At 67.4% G+C, this 22154-nt stretch carries 22 protein-coding genes and 1 pseudogene; 9 read left to right on the top strand and 14 right to left on the bottom strand.

The window, feature by feature from the left end; translation table 11 throughout:
- Positions 1 to 39: 39 nt before the first annotated feature.
- Complete coding sequence (locus MTR79_RS05995) at positions 40 to 1824, bottom strand: beta-ketoacyl-[acyl-carrier-protein] synthase family protein (RefSeq protein ID WP_244789466.1); 1785 nt, start codon at positions 1822 to 1824, stop codon at positions 40 to 42.
- A gap of 441 nt (positions 1825 to 2265) precedes the next feature.
- Between MTR79_RS05995 and MTR79_RS06000 the strand changes: the two genes are divergently transcribed.
- Complete coding sequence (locus MTR79_RS06000; protein WP_048455756.1) at positions 2266 to 2781, top strand: SigE family RNA polymerase sigma factor; 516 nt, start codon at positions 2266 to 2268, stop codon at positions 2779 to 2781.
- Positions 2771 to 3427: a hypothetical protein gene (locus tag MTR79_RS06005; RefSeq protein ID WP_244789468.1), complete on the top strand. Its 657-nt coding sequence runs from the start codon at positions 2771 to 2773 to the stop codon at positions 3425 to 3427. The genes MTR79_RS06000 and MTR79_RS06005 overlap by 11 nt, the downstream gene beginning before the upstream one ends.
- 4 nt (positions 3428 to 3431) lie before the next feature.
- On the opposite strand, the gene MTR79_RS06010 is transcribed toward MTR79_RS06005, so the two are convergent.
- From MTR79_RS06010 to MTR79_RS06035, 6 genes are all read right to left on the bottom strand, one after another.
- Entirely contained in the window at positions 3432 to 4106 is a 675-nt protein-coding gene (locus tag MTR79_RS06010) for a response regulator transcription factor (RefSeq protein WP_280518300.1), read from the bottom strand.
- Positions 4103 to 5260 (bottom strand): sensor histidine kinase, encoded by a 1158-nt coding sequence (locus MTR79_RS06015; RefSeq protein ID WP_244789470.1) that lies wholly within the window; start codon positions 5258 to 5260, stop codon positions 4103 to 4105. Before MTR79_RS06015 ends, MTR79_RS06010 begins: the two co-directional genes overlap by 4 nt.
- Entirely contained in the window at positions 5257 to 6084 is an 828-nt protein-coding gene (locus tag MTR79_RS06020; protein WP_244789472.1) for a CPBP family intramembrane glutamic endopeptidase, read from the bottom strand. Before MTR79_RS06020 ends, MTR79_RS06015 begins: the two co-directional genes overlap by 4 nt.
- A gap of 182 nt (positions 6085 to 6266) precedes the next feature.
- Positions 6267 to 7127: a carbohydrate ABC transporter permease gene (locus MTR79_RS06025; RefSeq protein WP_086704787.1), complete on the bottom strand. Its 861-nt coding sequence runs from the start codon at positions 7125 to 7127 to the stop codon at positions 6267 to 6269.
- The gene (locus MTR79_RS06030; RefSeq protein ID WP_244789474.1) at positions 7124 to 8065 is read right to left on the bottom strand and encodes a sugar ABC transporter permease; all 942 of its coding nucleotides are present in this window, start codon (positions 8063 to 8065) and stop codon (positions 7124 to 7126) included. The genes MTR79_RS06025 and MTR79_RS06030 overlap by 4 nt, the downstream gene beginning before the upstream one ends.
- Positions 8065 to 9363, bottom strand: coding sequence for a sugar ABC transporter substrate-binding protein (locus MTR79_RS06035; protein WP_244789476.1), 1299 nt, complete (start codon positions 9361 to 9363; stop codon positions 8065 to 8067). Before MTR79_RS06035 ends, MTR79_RS06030 begins: the two co-directional genes overlap by 1 nt.
- 266 nt (positions 9364 to 9629) lie before the next feature.
- On the opposite strand from MTR79_RS06035, the gene MTR79_RS06040 reads away from it, so the two are divergent.
- Both MTR79_RS06040 and MTR79_RS06045 read left to right on the top strand, forming a co-directional pair.
- A complete protein-coding gene (locus MTR79_RS06040; RefSeq protein ID WP_244789478.1) occupies positions 9630 to 10499 on the top strand; it encodes a class I SAM-dependent methyltransferase in 870 nt (289 codons plus the stop codon).
- Positions 10492 to 10833, top strand: a complete 342-nt coding sequence (locus MTR79_RS06045) for a hypothetical protein (protein ID WP_244789480.1) — start codon at positions 10492 to 10494, stop codon at positions 10831 to 10833. Before MTR79_RS06040 ends, MTR79_RS06045 begins: the two co-directional genes overlap by 8 nt.
- Before the next feature lie 41 nt (positions 10834 to 10874).
- Here MTR79_RS06045 and MTR79_RS06050 read toward each other — a convergent pair whose 3' ends face one another.
- Together MTR79_RS06050 and MTR79_RS06055 are read right to left on the bottom strand one after the other, a co-directional pair.
- Positions 10875 to 11066 (bottom strand): hypothetical protein, encoded by a 192-nt coding sequence (locus tag MTR79_RS06050; RefSeq protein WP_244789481.1) that lies wholly within the window; start codon positions 11064 to 11066, stop codon positions 10875 to 10877.
- A gap of 11 nt (positions 11067 to 11077) precedes the next feature.
- The gene (locus MTR79_RS06055; RefSeq protein WP_244789482.1) at positions 11078 to 11929 is read right to left on the bottom strand and encodes a helix-turn-helix transcriptional regulator; all 852 of its coding nucleotides are present in this window, start codon (positions 11927 to 11929) and stop codon (positions 11078 to 11080) included.
- 255 nt (positions 11930 to 12184) lie between these two features.
- Here MTR79_RS06055 and MTR79_RS06060 point away from each other — a divergent pair, with 255 nt between their 5' ends.
- Positions 12185 to 12589 carry an ATP-binding protein gene (locus MTR79_RS06060; RefSeq protein WP_244789484.1) on the top strand — a complete coding sequence of 135 codons (405 nt, stop codon included), beginning with the start codon at positions 12185 to 12187 and terminating at the stop codon, positions 12587 to 12589.
- A 314-nt stretch (positions 12590 to 12903) separates the two neighbouring features.
- Here MTR79_RS06060 and MTR79_RS06065 read toward each other — a convergent pair whose 3' ends face one another.
- The 5 genes from MTR79_RS06065 to MTR79_RS06085 form a co-directional block, all read right to left on the bottom strand.
- Positions 12904 to 13371 carry a hypothetical protein gene (locus MTR79_RS06065; RefSeq protein ID WP_244789487.1) on the bottom strand — a complete coding sequence of 156 codons (468 nt, stop codon included), beginning with the start codon at positions 13369 to 13371 and terminating at the stop codon, positions 12904 to 12906.
- A 403-nt stretch (positions 13372 to 13774) separates the two neighbouring features.
- On the bottom strand, positions 13775 to 16051 hold the full coding sequence (locus MTR79_RS06070; RefSeq protein WP_244789489.1) for a restriction endonuclease: 2277 nt from the start codon (positions 16049 to 16051) through the stop codon (positions 13775 to 13777).
- A 667-nt stretch (positions 16052 to 16718) separates the two neighbouring features.
- On the bottom strand, positions 16719 to 17669 hold the full coding sequence (locus tag MTR79_RS06075; RefSeq protein ID WP_244789491.1) for a reverse transcriptase family protein: 951 nt from the start codon (positions 17667 to 17669) through the stop codon (positions 16719 to 16721).
- 127 nt (positions 17670 to 17796) lie between these two features.
- On the bottom strand, positions 17797 to 18501 hold the full coding sequence (locus MTR79_RS06080) for a hypothetical protein (protein WP_244789493.1): 705 nt from the start codon (positions 18499 to 18501) through the stop codon (positions 17797 to 17799).
- A 454-nt stretch (positions 18502 to 18955) separates the two neighbouring features.
- Positions 18956 to 19696 (bottom strand): GntR family transcriptional regulator, encoded by a 741-nt coding sequence (locus MTR79_RS06085; RefSeq protein WP_244789495.1) that lies wholly within the window; start codon positions 19694 to 19696, stop codon positions 18956 to 18958.
- A gap of 207 nt (positions 19697 to 19903) precedes the next feature.
- On the opposite strand from MTR79_RS06085, the gene MTR79_RS06090 reads away from it, so the two are divergent.
- The 4 genes and pseudogenes from MTR79_RS06090 to MTR79_RS06100 all read left to right on the top strand — a co-directional run bounded on the left by MTR79_RS06090 (position 19904) and on the right by MTR79_RS06100 (position 22102).
- Complete coding sequence (locus MTR79_RS06090) at positions 19904 to 20254, top strand: hypothetical protein (protein WP_244789496.1); 351 nt, start codon at positions 19904 to 19906, stop codon at positions 20252 to 20254.
- Complete coding sequence (locus tag MTR79_RS06095; protein WP_244789497.1) at positions 20254 to 21570, top strand: FtsK/SpoIIIE domain-containing protein; 1317 nt, start codon at positions 20254 to 20256, stop codon at positions 21568 to 21570. The genes MTR79_RS06090 and MTR79_RS06095 overlap by 1 nt, the downstream gene beginning before the upstream one ends.
- Positions 21571 to 21582: 12 nt before the next feature.
- A pseudogene (locus tag MTR79_RS33680) lies at positions 21583 to 21771 on the top strand (hypothetical protein); the annotation flags it as partial.
- A gap of 40 nt (positions 21772 to 21811) precedes the next feature.
- Positions 21812 to 22102, top strand: a complete 291-nt coding sequence (locus tag MTR79_RS06100) for a hypothetical protein (protein WP_244789498.1) — start codon at positions 21812 to 21814, stop codon at positions 22100 to 22102.
- The last annotated feature ends 52 nt before the right edge of the window (positions 22103 to 22154 follow it).

Raw genomic sequence — 22154 nt, forward strand, 5'->3', positions numbered from 1 at the left:
TCCGCACCAACACCCGGCGCCCGGAAACCGCGCCCGGCGCTAAGCCGCCCCCACCCGCCGCAACGCCAGCACCGCGTTGTGCCCCCCGAACCCGAAGGAGTTGCTCAGCACAAGATCGCCGCTGTCCGGCAGCGGACGCGGGGCCTCACGGACGACGTCCAGCTCGATCCCGTCGTCCACCTCCCCACACCCCACCGTCGGCGGCACCATCCGATGGTGCAGCGTCAGTACCGCCGCCACCGCCTCCACCCCGCCGGCGGCCCCCTGCAGATGCCCCAGGTGCCCCTTCAGCGCGGTCACCGGAACACCCTGCCCGCCGCCCAGCACCCCCCGCAGCGCCCGCGCCTCGGCGAGGTCACCGTCCACCGTGGCGGTGGCGTGGGCGTTCACATGCACGACGTCGGCCACCTCGCCCCCCGCGTCCCGCACCGCCCTCCGCAGCGCGAGCGCGATGCCGTCACCGGACGGGTCCGGGGCCGCGACGTGATACGCGTCCGCCGACAGCCCCCACCCCGCCGCCTCGCAGTAGATCCGCGCCCCGCGCGCCCGGGCGTGCTCCTCGGACTCCAGCACCAGCACGCCCGCGCCCTCACCGTTGACGAACCCGTCCCGGTCCTTGGCGAAGGGACGCGAGGGCGACCCCTCCGACGGATCGCCCTCCGCGAGCGCCCGCATCGCCGCGAACGACGCCATGATCGCGGGCGTGATCACCGCCTCGGCGCCGCCGGCCAGCGCGACGTCGACCCGGCCGTACCGGATCCGGTCGACGGCCTGCCCGATCGCCTCGGTGCCGGAGGCGCAGGCGCTGGTCACGGTGCGTGCCTCACCGGTGATGTGCAGGTCGAGCGACACCTGCGACGCGGCCTGCGACGGCACCGTCATCGGCGTGGTGAGCGGGGACACACCCCGGGCCCCGCGCTCCCGCAGCTTCCGGTCGCCGCCGACCAGCACGGACGCGTCCCCGAGGATCGCGCCGAGGCTCACCCCGACCCGCTCGGGGTCCAGCCCGCTCTCCCGGGTGCCGCCGGCGGCGTACCCGGCGTCGGTCCACGCCTCGCGCGCGGCCAGCACCGCGAACTGCGCGGCCCGGTTCATCCGGCGCGCCGCCTGCCGGGGCAGCAGCGAGGCGGGGTCGACGGGCACCGTGCCGGCGGTCCGCACCGGCAGCCCGTCGAACTCCGGGTCCGTCAACTCCCGTATGCCGTGCCGTCCTTCGAGCAGCCCGTCCCACAGCTCGCCGGCGCCCACGCCCAGCGGGGTGACCGCGCCGAGCCCGGTGACCACCACGCGCCGGGGCCCGGCCGCCCGCGCCTGACGCACGGGACGCGGCTCGTGCCGTACGACCGTGCCCTCGCGGGCGGCGCCGGCGGCCCAGCGGCGCACCTCCGCGTCGGCCGCGGCCTGGGCGTCGGCGGATTCCGTGGTGTCCCGGTGCCAGGCGCCCCAGCGGCGTACGTAGGTCACCTCGGCGGCCAGCGGGTCCACCGCCCGCAGGACGGTCAGCCGGTCGCCGTCGCGGAACTCCACGCTCTCCAGGGACTCCGGCTCCACCAGCGGCACCGCGTCCACGTCGACCCGCCGCCCGGCGACGACAACCGTCCGCTCGCGCCGCAGGTCCTCCTCGTGGTCCACCCCGCCGAGCGGCGGCCGCAGCGTGACCCGGATCACCTCGGGGGATACGGGGAGCGTGTGCGTGACGACATGCCAGCGGCGCTCGGCTGCGTCCTCGGGGGTCAGGGCGTACAGGTCGCCGGGGACGACCTCCGCGGCGGTCACCTCGTGGGGCCGTATGGGTACTTCAGGCGTTTCGGGGGAGTGGGTCATGGCCGAGCATGCTCTCTTTGGTCCGAACTGTCGTACTGCGGGCGGTTCCGAGTGTTCTGTACGACTCACGAAGGGGCCACGATCCACTTCACGGGGTGTCCGATTCGTCCCGATCTACCAGGCGGGTGACGCGGAACACATTCGCCAAGACGCTGACGAATGGGCAGAGTTACCGGAACGTACTGGCACTGTGGAAAACGTCACGAAGCCCGTGTGCGCGGCCGAGCCCGCCCCCGCGGAACGAGACGCGCATCACGTTCCGCGCGGTCGCCCCACCGGGCTCCGTCCCACCGGCACGGCGGTCCGACTGATCCCCGAGGCCGGTTCCGGCGTCTTCCCACGGGGGCGCGTTCCGAAGGACGCGACGCGACCTGCCGGGCCCCGGCCCGCGGGACGGCGGCGGGCGGGCCTCACAGGTGATCGGAGACTGCGGTGGAGGGCATGGACGAGGACGAGTTCGACGCTTTCTACGCGGCCGCCTTCCCCCGTCTGACCGGCCAGCTCTTCGCCTTCACCGGGGACCTCGGCGAGGCCCAGGACGTGGTGCAGGAGGCGTTCGTGCGTGCCTGGGACCGGCGCCACCGGCTGATGGCCGACGAGGCGCCGGAGGCCTGGGTACGCACCGTCGCCATGCGCCTCGCCGTGAGCCGCTGGCGCCGCGCGAAGCGCTGGCTGGAGCTGGTACGGCACTCCCCGCCGCCCGAGGCGACGCCCGGTCCTGGCCCCGATCGCACCGCGCTGGTGGCCGCCCTGCGCCAACTCCCGGAGTCCCAGCGGATGGCGGTCGTGCTGCACCATCTGTGCGACCTCAGTGTCGAGCAGGTAGCCTCCGAGACCGGCGCGCCGGTGGGCACGGTCAAGGCCCGCCTGTCCCGGGGGCGGGCGGCACTGGCCCGGCATCTGGCGGTGGACGAGGCCGAGGAGCCGGCCTGGGAGGGGGGCGGCCGTGTCCGATGAACTCGGCGGCGCTCTGCGCGAGTTGGCGGCGCGGCACGAGACCCCGCCGCCCCTGCCCGCCGCCGATGTCCGGGACCGCGCCCGGCGCCGCTCACGCCGCCGCAGGGCCGGCCTCGCGCTCGGCACCGCGGCCACGGCCGCCTGCGCCGTCACCGTGGTGACCCTCACCTTTCACACCGACCACCCTGCCGGGGAACGGCACCGCCCCGGCGCCACCCCGGCCACCTCGCCCGCCCCCGCCCGGACCCCCAACGCCTCCGCCCCGGCCCGCGTGCCCCGCCCCTCCGGCCGGCTCGACGTGGACCTGCGCACCCTCACCCTCGCCGGCCGCGTGCTGCGGGTCGACCTGCGCGCCGCCGGCCGCCTCCCGTCCGGCACCCGCCTCACCGTGGTCGCCCGGACCTCCGGCGCGGTGCTGCCGCTCAGGAGCAGGACCGAGGTCCGCGAGGTGAAGGTGCCGTACCTGGTGGAACTGCGCGCCCTCGGCGGCCGCCCCGTCTACGCGGGAGCCCTCTCCTTCGACGCCAAGGTGCTGCGCGCCCTCTTCGGCACCACGGGCTGGGTGGGTCTCAGCGCGCGGGACGCGGAGTGGCTGCACGACCGGCTGCGCGACGGCGACCAGATCGAACTCACCACCACGCGCTGAGAGTTCAGCTGACCAGCCCGCGCCGGTACGCGTAGACGACCGCCTGCACCCGGTCCCGCAGCTGAAGCTTGGACAGGATGCGGGACACGAACGTCTTGACCGTCTCCTGGCTGATCACCAGCGCCGCCGCGATCTCGCTGTTGGACAGCCCGTCCGCGATGAGCCGCAGCACCTCCAGCTCGCGCGGGGTCAGCGGAACCTCCCGGTCACCGCCGTCCTCCGACGGCCGGATCCGGGACGCGTACCGGCCGACGAGCTGCCGGGTCACCTCCGGGTCGAGCAGCGCCGCGCCGGAGGCCACCGTCCGGATGCCGTGCAGCAGCCGGTCCGGCGGCGCGTCCTTCAGCAGGAATCCGCTCGCCCCCGCGCGCAGCGCCTCGTACACGTACTCGTCGAGGTTGAACGTCGTCACCACGAGCACCTTCACGGGGTCCCGCACTCCGGAGCCGGCCAGCAGCCGGGTCGCCTCGATGCCGTCCAGCACCGGCATCCGCACGTCCATCACCACGACATCCGGGCGCTCCTTCCGGGCGAGGCCGACGGCGGCGCGTCCGTCCGCGCACTCTCCGGCGACCTCCATGTCGGGCTGCGCGCCGATGATCGTGACCAGTCCGGTGCGCACCAGCATCTGGTCGTCGCAGACCACCACCCGCACCGGCCGTGCCGGTGCACCGGTCACGGCCGGCTCCCGGTGGGTATCCGCGCCCGCACGGCGAACCCCCCGCCGGGACGCGGCCCCGCCTCGAACTCGCCGCCGAGGACGTCCACCCGCTCACGGAGGCCGGCCAGCCCCCGCCCGCTGCCGCCCGGCGAGGTGACGGGCCGCTTCCCGGGGCCGTCCGTGCCGACCTCCACCGTGATGTCCCTCTCGCTGTGCCGCACAAGAACCGAAGTAGCCTGCCCGTGAGCGTACTTGAGGGCGTTGGTGAGGGCCTCCTGCACCACCCGGTACGCCACCAGGTCCGCGCTCCCTGTCGACGCCGCCGGGGTGCCCTTCTCGGTGAACTCCACCGGCTGCCCGGCCCGGCGCGTCTGCTCCACCAGCGTCAGCAGCCGGCCCACGGGCGGGGTCCGGGAGCCCTCGCCGTGGTCGGGGTTCAGCAGGTCGAGCAGGTGCCGCAGGTCGGCGACGGCACGCCGCCCGGTGTCGGTGACGGCGGTCAGCGTCTCGTCGAGCCGTTCGGGCGCCGCGGTCAGATACCGTGCCGCCTCCGCCTGCACCACCATCGCGGTCACATGGTGGGTCACCACGTCATGCAACTCACGGGCGATCCGCGCCCGTTCGGCGGCCCGCGTCTGCTCCGCCACCTGGTGACGCCGCTCCGCCTCGGCGATCCGCGTCGACCGCAGCCACGCCCCGCCGCCCCACAGCAGGCACATCGCCACGTAGAACGACACGAACTCGGCCGCCGGCTCGTCCGTCCCGCGCCGCACCAGCTCGGCCACGAACAGCACGTACGCCACCGAACCCATGGCGACGGTGGTGCGCCGGTACCGCTCCAGATGTGCGCCCGTGCTCAGCAGGGCGAGGGGGAGCGCACTGCCCGCGACCGTGTGGTAGCCGTGCAGCTTGTCCAGGACGAAACCGGCCGCGACCAGGGCCAGGCAGACGACCGGCCACTGCCGCCGCAGGGTCAGCGAGAGGGCCTGGAGCCCGACCGCGACGGCGGCCAGGGCGTCGTACGGGCGCTCCGCCACCGCGCCGATGTCGGTGCCGCTGCCGCGCAGGCCCGGGACGAACGCCAGGGAGAACAGCAGCACCGCGAACGGCAGGTCCCGGGCCGTGACGTGCAGTCGGCCCCAGACCTGCCGCAACCCGTGCGGACGGGTCACCGGGCGAGCGCGGCCGCGTCGGCCCGCTTCGAGCGGCGGAGCGTCAGCCGGCCGCGCCGCCGGGCCAGCCACAGCAGACCGAAGGTCACCAGCGCGCAGAACACCAGCGTGTACAGGCTCGCCTCGGGCCCGAACGCACCGCCGCTGATCAGGGTCGGCCCGGAGGTGGAGGCGTCCAGCAGACCCTGCTGCGTGTCGTTGCCGGAGACCTCGGTGCTGAAGATGCCGGACGCGGCGAAGTTCCACCCGAAGTGCAGGCCGATCGGCAGCCACAGGCTGCGGGAGGCGACGTACGCGGCGCCCAGCATCGGACCCGCCGACAGCGCGATGACGGCGGCCCCCCACAGGCTCGCGTCGGGGTTCGCCAGATGCCATGCGCCGAACAGCACACTGGTGGGGACCAGCGCCCCCCAAGTACCGAACCCCTCCTCCATGGTCCTGAACAGTACGCCGCGGAACAGCAGTTCCTCCGTGACGGAGGCGCCGGCCATGAACCCGGCCAGTCCCACCGCGCCGGTGTACGACCCCCAGCCGCCCACCTCGTAGTGCCCGACGAAGGCGATATTCGCGACCACGGCGGCGAACACCAGCGTCCCGATCAGCACACCCCGGCCGACCGCGCCGACCGCGCCCTTCCGGGCCACCTCCGTGACCGCGCGCTTCTCGGTGCGCCCCACGACCCATGCGTACACGTACACGGACAGCACCGACGCCACCAGGCCCAGGCCGAGCGTGGCCCACGGATCGTCCTCGGCCGCGGCCACACTCTGTCCCGCGACCATGGACACCAGCACCACGGCCAGCAACTGCCATACGACACGCACGTCTTGCTCCTCGACTGGGGGGACGGCGGCGGTGAGACGACCGCCGCTCCGACCGCCCCGACGCTACGGATCCGCGTCGCGGGAAGCGTCACCAGCGCGTGGACACCCTTGCGTAGCTCCTACGGGGGACAGGGAGTGTGCTGTCCCCCGTGGGGAAGGGCCGACGCGGGCGCTTCGCCGGGTCACCCCTTCACGGCGCCGGAGGTGAGCCCGCGGATGAAGGACCGCTGGAGCGCGAGGAACGCCAGCACCGACGGCAGCATCGCGAGGAAAGCGCCCACCAGCAGCACGCCGATGCCCACCTGGTCGTCGGAGCGCAGGGAGCGCAGCGCCAGCGGCAGGGTGTACTGGGCGGGGTCGGTGGCTACCAGCAGAGGCAGCATGTACTGGTCCCAGATCATCGTGAAGCCGAAGATGCCGATGACACCCAGCGCGGGCCGGCACAGGGGCAGCACGACCTGCCAGAACACCCGGAACTCGCCCGCGCCGTCCAGCCGCGCCGACTCCTCCAGCTCCTTCGGGATCTCCTTCATGAACTCCGTCATCACCAGGATGGAGAACCCCCAGGCGGCCACCGGCACGATCATGCCGACGAGCGAGCCGACCAGGCTGACGTGCAGCAACGGCAGGTCCGCCAGCAGCACCGACAGCGGGACGGCGAGGACCTCCTCGGGCAGCATCATCGTCGCCAGGATGAGCACCAGCACGACCGCCGAGCCGCGGAACCGCTTGCGGGCCAGGGCGTACCCGGCGAACACGCTGACCAGCACCTGCAGCGCGAGTCCGCCGCCCACGACGAGGAAGGAGTTGAGCAGATAGTCGAGCACGTTGCGGTCGACCGCCCGCTCCAGGTTGTCCAGGGACAGCCGGTCGGGCCACAGGGTGAACTGGGTGGGGTCCACGGTCGGGGTGAACGCGCCGACCATCAGGGCGAGCAGCGGTCCCGCGAACACCATGAACAGGGCGGTGTACAGCACGGACCGCAGCACCCGCGCCCAGGGCCCACGCGCCTCCGCCAGCCCGAGCGCCGTCTCGTTCCTCATCGGACCTCCCTCCGGCGCAGCCGCGAGGCCACGGTCAGCACCAGCAGCACCAGGAACAGCAGTACGGTCCCGGCCGCGGCGACCCCCAACTCGTTGCGCTCGAGCCCGAGTTTGTACGTCAGGGTCAGCAGCACCTCGGTGGAGCCGTCCGGCCCGCCGTTGGTCAGCAGGAACACCTCCGTGAAGATGCGCAGGCCCCGGATCGCGGCGAGCGTGAGCAGAATGGCGAACACCGGCCGCAGCCCCGGCAGGGTGACGTGCCAGATCCGCCGCCACCGCGAGGCGCCGTCGACCGCGGACGCCTCGTAGAGCACCCGGTCGACCCCCGCCAGACCGGCGAGGAAGATCATCATGTCGTACGGGGCGCCCCGCCAGATGCCGACGAAGGCGATGGACGCGAGTGAGCTGTCGGGGGAGTTGAGGAACTCGCTCGGCCCCAGACCGAGCACGCCGAGCACGGAGTTCAGGGCGCCGCCCTCGGCCGGGTAGTACATGACCCGCCACACCTCGGCGACCACCGCCATGGCCGTGACGACCGGCAGGAAGACGGCCGAGCGGACGAACCACAACGAGCGGGTCTGCCCCTCCAGCAGCAGCGCCAGCGCCAGTCCCAGCAGGATGGAACCGGCGGTGGTCGCGACCGCCAGCACGACCGTGTGCCACACGGCGGCCCCGAAGTCGGAACTCCCCGCTATCTCGGCGTAGTTCTCGCCGCCGACATAGGTGTTGCCGAGGAACGGCCGCACCTCCTGGAAGCTCATCCGCACGGCCTGCGCCATGGGGATGAACTTGAAGTACAGGAAGAGCAGCAGCGCCGGCGCGAGGAACAGCCACGGCGTCGCGCCCCGCCGCAGCCGCGACCGCACCGGGGGCGCCGTGCGGGCCGGGCGCCGCGCCTGCGTCTTCCGTGACGCCGCCCGCGCCTCGGTCACCGCCATCAGCCCTTGGCCCCCTGCTTCTCGAGCTCGGCGTCGATCTCGTCGGCGAGTTCGCCCATCGCGCCGGCGACGTCACGGGAACACTCGGAGACCACGCCGTTCAGCCCCTCGGACGAGATCTGCCGGACGGTCGCCCAGTTGGGGAGCGCGGGGGCGTTGCGGCCGTGCTCGTCGTACACCTTCTGGAAGACGTCCCAGCGGGGGTCCTTGCGCTCGGCGGCGCCGTCCAGGGTGGTGTTCACGGGCAGCCGGACGATGATGCCGCCGTTGTCGAGCCCGAGGCCGATCTTCTGCCCGGCGGGCGAGGCGGCGAACTCGGCGAACGCCTGCTGCCCCTTCTCGTTGCCGGACCCGGCCATCAGATAGACGTTCTCCCCCTCGGCGAGGGCGGCCGCCGCGCCGCCGGCGCCGGGCGGGGCGGCGACGACCTCGTACGTGTCCTTGCCGAGCGACCCGTCGAACCGGGGCAGCATGTAGGGCCCCGTGAGGTAGATGCCGCCCTTGCCGCTCTCGAACACGGTGTGGGTGGTGGCGGAGTCGGCGGTGGTGGCGCCGGGCTGCACGACCTTGGAGTCGCAGAACATGGCCTGGAGCTTCTCGACGGCCTTGACGGAGGCGGGGTCGTCGACGGCGGCGCTGAACCCGTCCCCCTGCTTCTTGACGAAGTCGCCGCCCTCGGACCAGAGCATGGTGGAGAACCACCAGGTCAGATACCCACGGGTGGTGCTGCCGGGCACGACCATGCCGGCGGTGTCCTTCTTGCCGTTGCCGTCGGGATCGTCGTTGGTGAACGCGGCGGCGAGCTGGACGAGTTCGTCCCAGGAGGTAGGCAGCTGGGCCCCCACCTTCTCCCGCCAGTCCTTCCGTATGAGCAGGGCGAAGGCTTGTGAGTTGAAGGGCACCCCGTAGTACTTGCCGTCGTACCCCTGCGCGGCCTCCCATGCGCGGTCGGCGAGATCTCCGCTCCCGGCGGTGTCCTCCCGGTCCACCTCGCGCACGAGCCCCTGGGTCACCAGGTTGCCCAGCTGGCCGGTGTCGTTGATGACGATGTCGGGGAGGTCCTTCTGCGCGGTGCGCTGCTGGAGCTTGGTCTCGAAGTCGTTGACGCCGACGGCGACCAGCTTCGCCTCGATGCCGCTCTTCTCGGAGAACTCCTCGGTGAGCGCCTCGGCCGACTCCGCGGCCGGACTCCCGGCGTCCTGCCGGATCCAGACCTCCAGCGGCTGTGACGCGTCCTGCTCCGTCCCGGACAACCCCGAGGAACACCCGGCGGCGGTGACGACGGCTGCGACGACCACGGCACCGACTGCACCGAGCCGCCGCGTTCGCACTGGCTTACGGAGTTGCTTCGACACGGGAGGCTCCGTCCATTCCGTACGGGCGAGGTGGCGGGACTCTATGCAGAGAGGTGGCACCGACTCAATAGAATGAACAGTATTTACATACATGAACGGAGGTTGGTCGCCCCTGGGGCCTCTTGCGGCGCGGCTGCCGCAAGTGGCTGCCGCAAGTGGCTGCCGCAAAGGGGGCGCGGGATTCGCCGGGGTGGGGGCACGATGTCCCCATGGCGGACACTCCCCTCACGAACACTGCGAACACCGCGAACACCGCGAACACGCATCAGTACGAGGCCTGGAACGGCTACGAGGGCCGGCACTGGGCCGACCACCAGGCCCGCTACGACGCGCTGAACGACGGCATGAACGCCCCGCTGTTGGAGGCGGCGGCGCTCAGGGTCACGGACTCGGTCCTGGACATCGGGTGCGGCAACGGCAGCGTGACGCGCCTGGCGGCCCGCCGCGCACGACAGGCGGTCGGCATCGACCTCTCCGCACCCATGCTGGAACGCGCGCGAGCGACGGCCGAGGCGGAAGACCTCCCCCATGTCACCCACGTCCAGGGGGACGCCCAGGTTCACGCTTTCGAACCGGCGAGCTTCGACGTGGCGGTGAGCCGCTTCGGGGTGATGTTCTTCGCGGACCCGGTGGCGGCGTTCTCGAACATCGCCGGCGCGCTGCGACCGGGAGGCCGCCTGGCCTTCGTCTGCCCCCAGTCCTTCGACAGCCAGGACCAGGCGAGGGTGTTCGCGGCGGTGTCGGAGCACGCGCCGCTGCCGGACCTGACGGCGGCGTCGGAGACGGGCCCGGCCTCTTTCGCCGACCCGAACCGGGTGAGGGCGGTGCTGTCGGCGGCGGGCTTCGAGGGGATCGAGGTGACGCCTCTGGAGGCGGAGCAGGTGTGGGGGAGGGACCCGTCGGACGCGTCGGAGTTCCTCTTCGGGTGGGGGCCCATGCGGCATTGGCTGCGGGAGGTGCCGGAGGATGCGGTGGAGCGGGCGCGGGAGGCGGCGACGGAGGTGTTCAGGGCGTATGCGACGGGGGAGGGGGTGCGGCTGAAGATGAGCTGCTGGCTGGTGAGGGCGATTCGTGCCTGAGAAGTCCGGCGACCTCGCCCCGGAGTGGACGGACATCTCCAACAACGTGTGCGGCATCCTGCACGGCCACAGGGACGCCGCCCCTATGGCCGAGCGCTTCGAACGACTCGGCTGGAGATCGAGATCGTCGTCCTGGTACGGCTACGAGGTGGGCACCACCCGGTGCGAGGTCGAACTGGAGCCCGTCGACGGGCAGGACGTACTCCTGAACGGGGTCGTCGACCCGTCCCACTTCGACGACCTGGCCGCCCTGCTCACGCGTTGCGGGGCGACGACGTACACGCTGGAGCTGTACGACGAGGACAACAACCTGCTCAGGGAAACGCATGGCTGACCCAGCAGGAGGCCGCCCCACGGCCAGGCCGCCGGCCGGCTCTACAACAGGTGGTCGGCCTTCCCGGCCTTGATGTCGGTGATGAGGGTGCGCAAGGCCTCGAGGGAGTCGGTGAGGGGACTCTCCTCCTGACCGACGACGGCTATGTACCCGTTGCCGTCGGCATCGGTACCGAGGCGGAAGCAGGAGCTGCCCTCACCGCAGAACGGGGCTTCCCAGGTGATTTCAGCCATGTGGTCACTCCTCATAGGTGATGAGCGATCTCGCGGATGTAGTCGCGGGACCGTTCCGGTGACAGTGCCAGACCTTCCAACAGGTCGAGCTGTGCACGGTATTTCGCGAGCTGGGCCTCCGCGTACAAGAAATCGGGCCCATGGGAGTTGTCGATCTGCACGGTGTCGAGCTGTCTCACAGGCCCTTCCGCGTAGACCACCGTCTGTCCCGATCCTGGGAAGGCGCCGTGGGTGAAGGGAAGCACAAGGACGGTGACGTGGTCCCACTCAGAGACTTCCAGCAAGTACTGCAACTGCCCTCGGGCAACGGCTCGTCCCCCGAACTGCATCCGAAGTGCCGCTTCATGGATCACGGCTACGTACGGGACGGGGTTGTCGCGGTTGATCACACTCTGGCGCTCCGAACGGTGGGCCAGTCGGAGAGCGACCTCATGCTCAGGAAGCTGTGGTACGACGGCGCGGAAGATGGCCATCGCGTGCTCAGGCGTCTGCAACAGCCCCGGCACATGAACGGTGTTCGCACCTCGCAGGCCCGCCGCGTACGCCTCGGTTTCCGAGATGTCCAGTAAACCCTGCGGCAGGCTGCCCCGGTAACGCTCCCACCACCCAGCCTGGCTCGGCTCCGCCATCTCGACGAGGGCATCGATGTACGTCTCGTCGGTGCAGTCACAGTTGCAGGCCAGTTTGCGCAGCCGTTCGGCGTTGATGCCGCGCTGCCCGGACTCCATGTTGGAGATGCGGCTCCGGTCGACGCCGAGGAGCCCGGCGGCGTATTCCGCGGACATGCCGGCCGCGGTGCGCATCCTGCGCAGTTCACTGCCCAGACGCTTCTGACGCTGCGTGAGAACCGTCCTTGGGGGCATGACGTTTCCTTCCGTACGGTCTGGCGTCCGGATCAGTCCTATAAGCACAGCTTCACCGTATCGAGGCCATTGTTCCGGACTGCATGGCAAATATGGCCCCTGCTGCTCTACCGTCAGTATTGCGCAAGTTACACAACGCGATGCCGGAAGTGCACCGCGCGAGCACGCCCGCCTGCCCTGGGACGGGTGTGCCCGCGACCAGGGCGGCAGGCCACCGGCGCATCAAGAACCCTGTACGAGCAAACGGAGTTCGCCATGCCTCGAATCCCTCTGGTGCCCCTCCACTGGCATCTCCCCGCCCACCCCACGTCCGTACGACGGGCCCGCCACGCCGTGACCGCATCTCTGCCGCACGCACTCCGCCCGGACTTGGGCGACGACCTCGGACTACTGACGTCCGAACTGGTCACCAATGCCATCCTCCACGGAGCGGACGGCAAGGACGGGGACCTGATCGAACTCGTCCTGTGGCCGGCCGACGGCCACTACTGGCTCGCTGTCTCCGACCCCGGCAACGGCAAGCCGGCGCTGGCACACCCGAGCACAGACGCAGAAAGCGGCCGCGGCCTGCTCCTCGTCGACCACATCGCCGCCGCGTGGACCGTCCGCCCCCGCCCTACTCGCGGTACCTCCGTGGTCGCCGGCCTCTCATACCGCTGAGACGGTTGGCCCGGCGGAGCGATCGGCCTGCCGGCACGGTTCTTACCGCGCTGACAGGCCGAGCGCCTCGACGGAGCGGGACTAGTGTCGTCGAGTGCCTTAGGACTTCTGGTGTCCCGTCAGGAGCCGCACCACAGCCCGATGTCTCAGCTCGTTGATGAGCCGATCTCCGCTATGTCCTCCCGACAGCTCCGCCAGCCGATGTCCGTGATCAACGCGCGGACCCCGGTTACCCGGTCAAGGGACTGGAACCCGCAGCTATGGCTGCACAGACCCCACTGTCACCCCAACCTGCGGCAGTCCCTCGAGCACTGTTAGCGCACGTCCGAAGACGCGAGCTTCACGAAGTGCTCCAGCGACTCTCGTGCCTGGTTGCCACGCGCACTCAGTTCCGTCTTGTCGGATGCCTTGTGTGCCTTGGCCGTCAGCTCGTAGGCCCGCTGTGCGGCATCGATCACCGTCTGGCTGCTTGCGATGAGCTGGACTCGGAACAAGGCGTGGAGGGCGGTCCCGCGAAGGCGGTATGCCTCGACGCGAGCCTCGAAGCAGGCGGGACCTTCCGGGTCCTCGTCCTTGCGATGCCAGCGGTCGTGTTGGCCTCGCCGGAACTCGGTCACTGCTCCGGCGAAGTCGCTGTATACGGTCATTCGCTCAGAGCGGAGCTGCTGCTGAGCCGCGAACATCTGGTCACGAGCAGCCGCTCGGCGCTGGAACAGGTGCGTCACGGAAACGCCGAGCAGAGTCCCCACGACTGCGATCAAGGCTGAGAGAACACCGGTCACGGGGAGCAGGACACCACAAGTTCTTCTTTGTGCCCAGACGTACAGGCTTCCGCACGGCCCGGGAAGGTGACCCCACCTGCCAGGAAGTGCGCCAAGATCATCACACGGCTGTCACTTGCCCACTGTCCTGGCGCTGCATACAGCCGTGTCCGGCTGCGCATACGAACAAGCCCCCGCACCCAGCTGACTCGCTGGTAGCGGCATCTTCAGGCACGCCATGCGAGTGCCCCGGTGGGATTCGAATCTGCGCATGCGGCTTCGGAGGCCGCTTCGGAGCTCGGTAACGCGGCAGGTCACGGCCTTACCGGCGGCAGTTGAGGGTGGACGAGTCCGCGGATAGTCCATGGCTGGCTGAGCACCGCTTCAGGAGTTCGCTCAGGCAGACGGCTACGGTCTCCGGGCGCTATGAAAGCTCGCGAAACATGCCTTCAATCGCCCCACGCTCGGAAGGCGATACAGAGGTGCCTCGGAATCCGTAGACCATCCCAGACGGGGGCTGATCGCGGGCATACTCGTCGTCTGCGTAACGTTTTTCAATCGAATCTCGAGCAGACGCAATGTCTGGTCTCAAGTCGTCGATGACACCAACCCTAATCGCCAGCCTTTCAACGTCACTAACCCACTGATGATCAGAATCACGATCCTGCTCATTTCCGGACAAGTTCTCCAGCTCCTGTCGTAACCCAGACCAGACGCTCTCGTAAAATTTTTCACTAGGGTCGAACTGTTGCTTCAAGGTTGACCCGTACGACGCAAAGAAATCCTTGAATTCCGTCACGTCATCTAGCGTGTACAGACATTCACCCCAGCTTTCGAAGGCCCATCGCAGATCATCTCGAACAGGACCTGGATCTTCCACGTAGCGCATCATCAAGGCCACATTGAAGGACCTCCAATCATCCGGCTCCATAAACCTCGAGGCTGAGCCCTTAAGAAGTTCGATTGTCACTGCTAGGAGCTCATTGAATGATTCACCTAGCAGTCGATGCGCTGGCTGAAGAGAGTCAAGAAGGGGTTTAACTGTCCGCCGATAGATCCGAGCTAGTCTGCGTGAATCGACTTCACTGGCCTCTTTTTCTTCGGCGATGAGCTCCATCATCTTCTTGAAGATGGAGCTTGTGTGGCGAGTAACTATTTCGGCGCAATTCGGGAAGCGGAGCTTACCGTCAAGCTCGGATACCGCGTATTCCAGGAGCGTACTCACTTGAGCCAGATGCCTTGCGTCCCCAACGATGGCCATCAGGTAGTCCGGCTCTTCGTCAAGGAAAGCGAGAGTGAAGTCACGTACGCTTGGATTGGCGTAGGCGATCACCGTGTCCCCGTCACGCCCTTTTTCCAAGCTGACAAAGGTGCCTTCTAGTACTCGAAGTGCGCTCGTATACTCCGTTGGCTTCGCCTCTTTTTTGACCAAATTCTTGAGGTCTCTGGAGTCGGCGCCATAAACAGGAAATGAGGCAAGTGTAAGCGTTAGCCGTTGCGCAAGATCCGACAATCCATTGTTGAATACCATTCTCCATAGGTCCAGTGGATGGTCAAGCGTGCGATTGAGGGCGCGCGCGAGTTCATCTGCCGACGAGTGAGGCCGCTTGATGACCAATTCCAGGATCCGCGGGGAGAAGTTCTTATGCCTAACGACTGTCCAGTAGGATGAATTCTCGACGTACTTCCTGACGACTTCTCGCGGCAGGGCGGAAAAGTAGAGATGATTGTACAGTATGCGGGCTCGTTGGACCGCCCCGTACTCAGCTACCTTTAGCACGAACTCAACAACTCGTAAGTCTGCATGTGCGATCGGCTCGCTGGTCAGCCGCGCTTGTTGAAGGATCTGCGATCTCGTAGTCATGACAAGCCGCTTGTCTGGGTTCCGCGCCACGCGGTCCATTAGACGTATGACCGAACTGTCCTTCGCGCGCCTTTCGCTGAGGTCAGTCTGCCCGAGGAAATCGTCATACAGGAACACCTGCTTGCGACCCGACTTGTATGCCTCCCATGCGTCGTCAACGTCGGTTCCCACTGATACGATCTGCCAGTTTTCGTGCCAATACCTTAGAGCGAGCATTTCGGCGAGCATGCTCTTGCCGACTCCCGGCGAACCCGTTAGGATGACCACATGCTTAGCGTCGAGTAGTTCGTATGCCGTTTGGAAGCTATTGGTTGGAACATATAGCTTCACTCGATCCCTGATGTCCTCAAGCAGCGCTTCACTCCGCTCCCAGACGCCGCTCCGCACAATGCGTTCCAAGATAGTTGTAGAGGCGAGCCAAAGCTTGAAATGTTGCTGCTCTACCAATGGATGCCGCGTGATTAGGCCATTGATATCGGCTTGGGTCAGTAGGTCGGCGGTGTCAGAAAGCCACGGCTGGAGGTCACCAGCGAGGGTGTCTTTCTGTGTCCTATTTAGATCTTGGGACGTGACGAAGAGATAGCGGTCGGGCTTCTCTTTGTCCATCTTTGGCACTTCGCGACGTGCCGACGCGCGAAGATCCGAGAAAGACGAGCCCAGGTAGTGCTTACACTGGACGACGACCTTTCCTGCTGCCGTTCTCGCCCGTAAGTCGATGCCTCCGTCGCGACCACGACCGAACGCCTCCAAGCGCCAGCGAAACTCGGCTTCGAGGAGATCACGAATCAATAATTCGAAGTCGTTAGGCGAGAGAGTGCGGAAGTCGTAGTCGGCCAATTTGTAACCTCCAACAGAGGTAGCGATCCGCCAGCATGCGCGCCGGCGGAAGGAGCATCAACTATACCGACGCTAGCGTTGGCCGCCGATGGTTTGTCAGATCACGGGAGAACTGGCTTCGACCGGTGCTGCCATGAGCTGGGCTCCTGCGTTCGATGTGCGGACCACCTGTCGCCGTTTGTCGACGTTGGTCACTGTCGGACGGCCCGGGGACAGCACAGCGACGGGGTGCCTGCCGACGGCGACGAGTATTAGATCAACTCCACGCCTCCGGGGCACGGCCTACACCGCTCCGATTTGAGAGGATAAGCCCATGACCGAGAATGAGGTTGTCGAGGCAGGGCGCTGGTCGCGGGCCTCCGAGGGCTTTGGTCATTCGCCCGCGGTCGTCGCCGGTTGCTTCGCTTCTGTACAAATACCGCTGATATTGGTGGCGAGGGCCCGCCAGATGAGCTTGCACGCAGGTGATCGAGGATGCCGTCAGACGCAGGCTTCGAGAGGCCTAAATTCAATGGCCTCGCAACTCCACCAGGCCAGCCTGGCGAACTGCACGTCGCTGAGACTCAGAAGGGCTCGAACTGTCCAGTTTCATCCGCTAGGACCAGCTACGCATCCCGGCCAAGCCCCATCACTCCCGAACTTCCGGAAAGCCTCAGGGTAGTTCGTATTAATATTCTTCATCCCAATATTCTGCATCCCCCTCTGATACCAGTTCATCGAATTTCCGCAACAGCGGGAAACCCACGTCCGGCTCAACTGCGGCGATATAGCACGCCCAGCCCAAGAGGCGACGCCGGCGCATCCCCTCCTCCCTGCCGCCGAACTCTGCCATATAGGTGTCGTAACCAAATGTCGATATGACATGCAAGATCCATCGCATCTTACGCTTGAGCTTGCGCGGAATCCGAGGCCCGTCCGACTCTCCCACATACAGGCCGGTTACGTATTGCGGTCCGCCACGGCGCATGAAAACGGTCTTACGCGTGTTCACCGACCAGCCAGCCTCGTCGAGAATTCGAGCAATGTCCGTTGCGTGGCGGTCAGTGACGTCGCCGGAAAACGTGAGATCGTCCACATAGCGCGTGAACGACAACCCCTCCGACTGGGCATACTCGGCAAGAGAGTGGTCCGTGGTCAGGAAGGCCAAATTCGACATGAGGGGCGACGTACTGAGTCCGATGGGGAGCTTGCCGCCGATAGTGACGAGACTGGTAGTAAGGTCTGCGACCTTTCCCTCATATCCTTGCTCTCGCAAGATCGTCTGCACTGTTGCGGCACCAATCGAAGGAAAGAAATCCTCTAGATCCATACGCAGTACGCACTTCTTAGCCAAGTGTTGACTGGCATTGGTGATTGTAGAACGTTCGCGAACGAATCCGTGGACATGATCGGGAGCCGTATATGAGAACAGCCGCGTGAAGCTCCGATATAAGTTTTTACTGACGGTATCGAATGGCCGCTTCGGTTTGAATACTTCGCGTACTCCGCCGTGCCTCTTGCGGTATATTCGCTGCTCGTAAAGGCGGCCGAAACCGGTAGGGATCTCCGAACTCAGCCACTCGAGAATTTCAGTCGATACGTCAGCCTGCTGCGCCAGGTCTTCAACCGAGTATGGCACTGGCCCCTCCCTGGTGAAAGGTGAGAAGGTAGGGTCGCACTCCCGTGCAAGGGCTATCCTGCAACGCACGCGAACTCGCGCACAAAGATGACCGCGACCCTACCTTCGCCGGGCATTTTAGCATACCTCAGTGAAGCGGGTCCCTTCTGCTGGAGATGCGACCGTCCTCGAACGAATAAAGCAGGGAAATGGAGGGTTCAATTTCTTTGAACGATCTATAAGCGTACGATTCCGCAGATGTCGTGCGGTTCTCCCTAAGCCATCTGCTTACGGCTGCCATAACGTAGTCAATAATGGCCGTAGACATGTAGTCACGCTTACCGACCGTTTGAGCGTTTAGTCGTGGCAGCGAAATCGGTTGTCCGGCTGTTTTGCGCGCCTGCTTGGCGACACTGTCGGGAAGTCGAGTTAGAATCGACTTCATTTCTTCGCTTTGCTCTATGAAGCAAAGCAATTCGGCTTCACGGCGATGCCGGATTGATAGATCACTCAGCAGTTTCACGTACATGAGCTCAATCAGCTCAGATTCCGCGACATTCTGCAATTTCACTCGATTGGTCGTGACCATATATGTCCGGAAAAAAATCCTCCGCATGAGGTCTTTGAACGGACCGGAGACCTCTAAGGGATCAGTCGAGCTATGGAAACCGTTCTCGCGGAACTTTTCGAAGCTCGGAAGTCCGGCCAAGCTCCTTCTTGCGGATAGGTCTCGGTGCAGATCCCGAATCTTTTTCTCTATGTAGTCTGCATCTTCACCAAGCTCAACTACACCTACGATCAGCGGCTGAGATGGATTCCCGTTACCTGACTCGTCCATAAAGAGCTTCAGCATAATTAGCCTTTCATGAGGCCTGCCAATGCCGCCAAAACGTCCACGTCGTCGCGACAATGCAGCCGCAAGAGTAACGCGTGGGCCCTACATAGAATAGGGCAATGCGCTCTGCGGTTGCGCCGGAATCGGCGAGGCGGTTGGTACTCACCTGGGATGGGTTGGGTGATCCGAGGCAGATCAAAGCGTTCTACGGTCTGGGCGAGGCGCAGTTTGTCAGGGGACGGCATTGGTGCTACGTCGCGGCGGTTACGGTCAGCGTGGCCGACCGCCCCAGCCACGACGCACCCCTTCTCTGACTTCAAGCGATTGATCGCTGTGAGCGCGGCACGGCCGCCGGTCGGGCTGGAGCGGGGCGGAGACAGGAGCGCAGGCACGGCCGGGGGCCGTGCCGCGTGCGGGGAGCGGAGCGAGCCGCCTTGATGACGTAGAGAAAATCTGAGCCAACTCGGCTGTGCTACAGCCGGAACGACAGCTCCAGCTCGTCGCCCGGAAGGTGGAACTCCTCTAGGGCGAGGGGCCTGTCAGGCTCTGTGAGGGTCACGCGGATGACGTGCAGCAGCGGAACCCCGTCCGTGAGACGGAGGGCCTGAGCCTGGTCCGGGAGGGGCATGCGGGTGCGGACGTACTCCATGAAGTGGAGTTCGTGGCCCAGGTCGACAAACGCTGCGTAGAGGTCCGGGGCCGGCGGCGGGGCCTCGTCTTCGTACTTGGTGTCGATCAGTACCGAGAACGGGATGTACGTCCGGCGGAGCTGGCGGAGGTGGCCGTGGTCTGCGGTCTGCAACGCGTCGTACGTAAACATGGGCTCGCCCGGCGGGATGCGGAGTAGGTCCGCGAGGGCAAGCGGGGCGTCGGTGCGTGTGGCTACCGGTGGTTCGGCGTCGGTCCAGCGGATGCCGTCGGCCTCGATGTACCGGCCGTCAGATGCTCTGCGTACGCCCCGCGGGCGTGTGTGACTAGGTCGGCTGTGCGGGGAGCGGGCGAAGGTTCCACGGCCCATGATGGCCTCGACGAGACCGGATGCCCGTAGCTCGCTCAAGCCCTGGCGCACCGTAGGGCGCGTCACACCGAACTGCTTCGCCAACGCCTCCTCGGAGGGCAGGGGTTGGCCGGAGGGGAAGGTGCCGTCCAGGATGCCTCCGCGCAGGTAGTCGGCAATCTGCCGGTACTTCGGCTGCGTGTTCTTCGGCGGCATGCGGGCCCTCCACGGTCGTGGACAACTGCTTCTTTCTGTCGTGACAGATGGCTGTCTGTCACGACAGAAAGAAGCTTCCCTCACCTCAGAGCGGTTGACAACCCGTACTACGGGTGGGCAACCTTGCCTGAGCCTCCCGTACTACGGGTGGTCTAGCAGCCCGAAGGATCCCCCTTCGGGTGCCCAAGTGATGAGGAGAACCGAACTGTGGCAAGCCTTCCGATCGACACCACGAAGTACACGGGGATCATCTGCGCAGTCCCCCCGGCGCCGCGGGTCGCCAACCGTGAGACCGGTCAGCTCCGCGTCGACCGCGAGACCGGCAAGACGGTGTACCAGGTCGGTCTCTGCCTGATGGCGGGGACGTCGGCCGACGTCGTGAACGTGAGCGTGGCCGGTGAGCCGGCCGGTGTGCAGCTCGGCATGCCCGTGGCCGTGCGGGACCTGGTCGCCACGCCGTGGGAGAACGACGGGCGGCACGGGATCGCGTTCCGCGCGGCGGAGATCCGGTCCCTGAGCGCTTCCGCCACCTCGGCGGGCAAGGGAGCCGGGCAGTGATGGAACTGGCCTCCGCTACTTCGGCCGACGCGACGTGGCCGAGCTGGGTTCTGGTGGTGGCCGCCGTGCTGGTTCCGGGTCTGCTTCTGGCGGGCCCGGCCCTGCGCAGCCGCTATCCCGGCGCTTGGTGGTTGTTATGCGGCTTCCCGGCCGTGGCCTTCCGGGTCGTGCAGACCTGGCGGCCCCTGATGGCGGGCTGCGGGCTCGCCGTGAGCCGTCGGCCGGCGTTGACCGTGGTGTCCGGGCTCGTCGGCAAGGGGGCGCCTCCGCCTCAGCCGCGGGTGCCTCGCCGGGGGCTCATACGCCCGACCTCCGGCGGCTTCGTCCTGCTGGTGAGGCTGCTGCCGGGTCAAGTGCCGGAGCACCTCGTCAAAGCAGCCCCCGCCATGGCGGAAAGCTGGCAGGTGCACGCGGTGCGGGTGACCTCCTGGAAACCGGGGGTCGTACGGATCGTCGCGTCGGCGGTCGACCCGTTGGCAGACCCGCAGGTGCCGAAGCAGCGAGGGCCCGGCCATCTGCTCCGGGTGACCGTGGGTGCCCTGGAGACCGGGGCCGCGTGGGTGGTCGACCTGCGAAGCGTCCCCCACTGGTTGATCGTCGGGGCCACGCGCTCGGGAAAGTCGACGCTGATCAACGCCCTCGTGGCGGGCCTCGCGCCGCAGCCCGTCGCCCTGGTCGGCATCGACTGCAAGGGTGGCATGGAACTGTCCCTCTACGAGCCTCGGTTGTCCGCCCTCGCGACGAACCGAGAGCAAGCAGTGCGGCTGCTGACCGCCCTCGTTGACCTGACCCTCGACCGGATGTCCCTCTGCCGGGCGGCCCGCGTTCGGAACATCTGGGGTCTGCCCGACAAGGAACGCCCGGTCCCCGTGGTCGTGATCGTCGACGAGATCGCGGAACTCTTCCTCGTGGCGAACCGGAACGAGAAGGACGAAGCGCACGCGGCCGGTACGGCGCTGATCCGGCTGGCCCAACTCGGAGCCGCACTCGGGGTGTTCCTCGTTGTGGCCGGCCAACGTGTCGGCTCCGACCTCGGGCCCGGTGTTACGGCTCTGCGGGCGCAACTGGGCGGCCGGGTGTGCCACCGCGTGGCCGATCCCGGTACGGCAGAGATGGCGCTCGGCGACCTCAATCCCGACGCGCTGAAGGCGGCCCAGGCCATCGCCCCGGAGCAGGCCGGTACCGCCGTCCTCGCTTCCGGCGACGGCTGGGAGCGCGCCCGGTCCCACCTGATCACGGAAGCGGACGCGGAAGCCGTGGCCGCCGAGTACGCGCACCTGACTCCCGTCCTGTCCGAACTGCACGTCGAACCGTGAGAGGGGCTTGCCGTGCTGGTGTCCATGTCGGCCGTTCTGCTGCTCGGCCTGCTGATCTGGTTCCTCCTGCGCATCCGGTACCTCAGGTGGGCCGACGCGCTGCTCTGCGGGACCTTCGGCTTCCTGCTCGCCCGGACCGTGGCCGCGCCCGTGGTGCAGGCCCTCCTTGGCGGAGTGAACGGCTTCCTCGGCGAACTCCGCCTTCTGACCAACCCACTACCGACCGACAAGGGGAATCCCTGTGTTCAACCACGTCATCCGCTCCGGCGACCGAGCCGCCTTCCTGGCCGGCCTGCGGGAGCTGGTCGACTTCCTGACCGCCCATCCGGACGTGGTCGTACCGCGTCATGCGTCCCTCGTCGTCCTGGTCGACGCCCCCGGCTCAACGGCGCGCCTCGACGGCGTGCAGTCCGTCGCCGCTCCGCTCGGTGTGCCGGCGGAGGACATCGGCCGGGGCTACTTCGGCGCCCGCCGCGACTTCGGACCGATCTCGTACGGCGTCGTCGGGGTTCCTCCCGAGGAGCGGCAATGACCGCCCGTACGACGGGCTCCCGACGGGGCGCGAAGTCGCCAAACCCGACCCC

The sequence above is a fragment of the Streptomyces sp. BJ20 genome, assembly GCF_022869105.1.
Classification (GTDB): Bacteria; Actinomycetota; Actinomycetes; order Streptomycetales; family Streptomycetaceae; genus Streptomyces; species Streptomyces griseoincarnatus.

What these genes read in the sequence shown, in the direction of transcription:
- MTR79_RS06000 (WP_048455756.1), top strand. Translation starts at nt 2,266, where the DNA reads ATGGACGAGGACGAGTTCGACGCTTTCTACGCGGCCGCCTTCCCCCGT.
- MTR79_RS06025 (WP_086704787.1), bottom strand. Translation starts at nt 7,127, where the DNA reads ATGAGGAACGAGACGGCGCTCGGGCTGGCGGAGGCGCGTGGGCCCTGG.
- MTR79_RS05995 (WP_244789466.1), bottom strand. Translation starts at nt 1,824, where the DNA reads ATGACCCACTCCCCCGAAACGCCTGAAGTACCCATACGGCCCCACGAG.
- MTR79_RS06030 (WP_244789474.1), bottom strand. Translation starts at nt 8,065, where the DNA reads ATGGCGGTGACCGAGGCGCGGGCGGCGTCACGGAAGACGCAGGCGCGG.
- MTR79_RS06060 (WP_244789484.1), top strand. Translation starts at nt 12,185, where the DNA reads ATGCCTCGAATCCCTCTGGTGCCCCTCCACTGGCATCTCCCCGCCCAC.
- MTR79_RS06040 (WP_244789478.1), top strand. Translation starts at nt 9,630, where the DNA reads ATGGCGGACACTCCCCTCACGAACACTGCGAACACCGCGAACACCGCG.
- MTR79_RS06085 (WP_244789495.1), bottom strand. Translation starts at nt 19,696, where the DNA reads ATGCCGCCGAAGAACACGCAGCCGAAGTACCGGCAGATTGCCGACTAC.
- MTR79_RS06095 (WP_244789497.1), top strand. Translation starts at nt 20,254, where the DNA reads ATGGAACTGGCCTCCGCTACTTCGGCCGACGCGACGTGGCCGAGCTGG.
- MTR79_RS06050 (WP_244789481.1), bottom strand. Translation starts at nt 11,066, where the DNA reads ATGGCTGAAATCACCTGGGAAGCCCCGTTCTGCGGTGAGGGCAGCTCC.
- MTR79_RS06055 (WP_244789482.1), bottom strand. Translation starts at nt 11,929, where the DNA reads ATGCCCCCAAGGACGGTTCTCACGCAGCGTCAGAAGCGTCTGGGCAGT.
- MTR79_RS06080 (WP_244789493.1), bottom strand. Translation starts at nt 18,501, where the DNA reads ATGCTGAAGCTCTTTATGGACGAGTCAGGTAACGGGAATCCATCTCAG.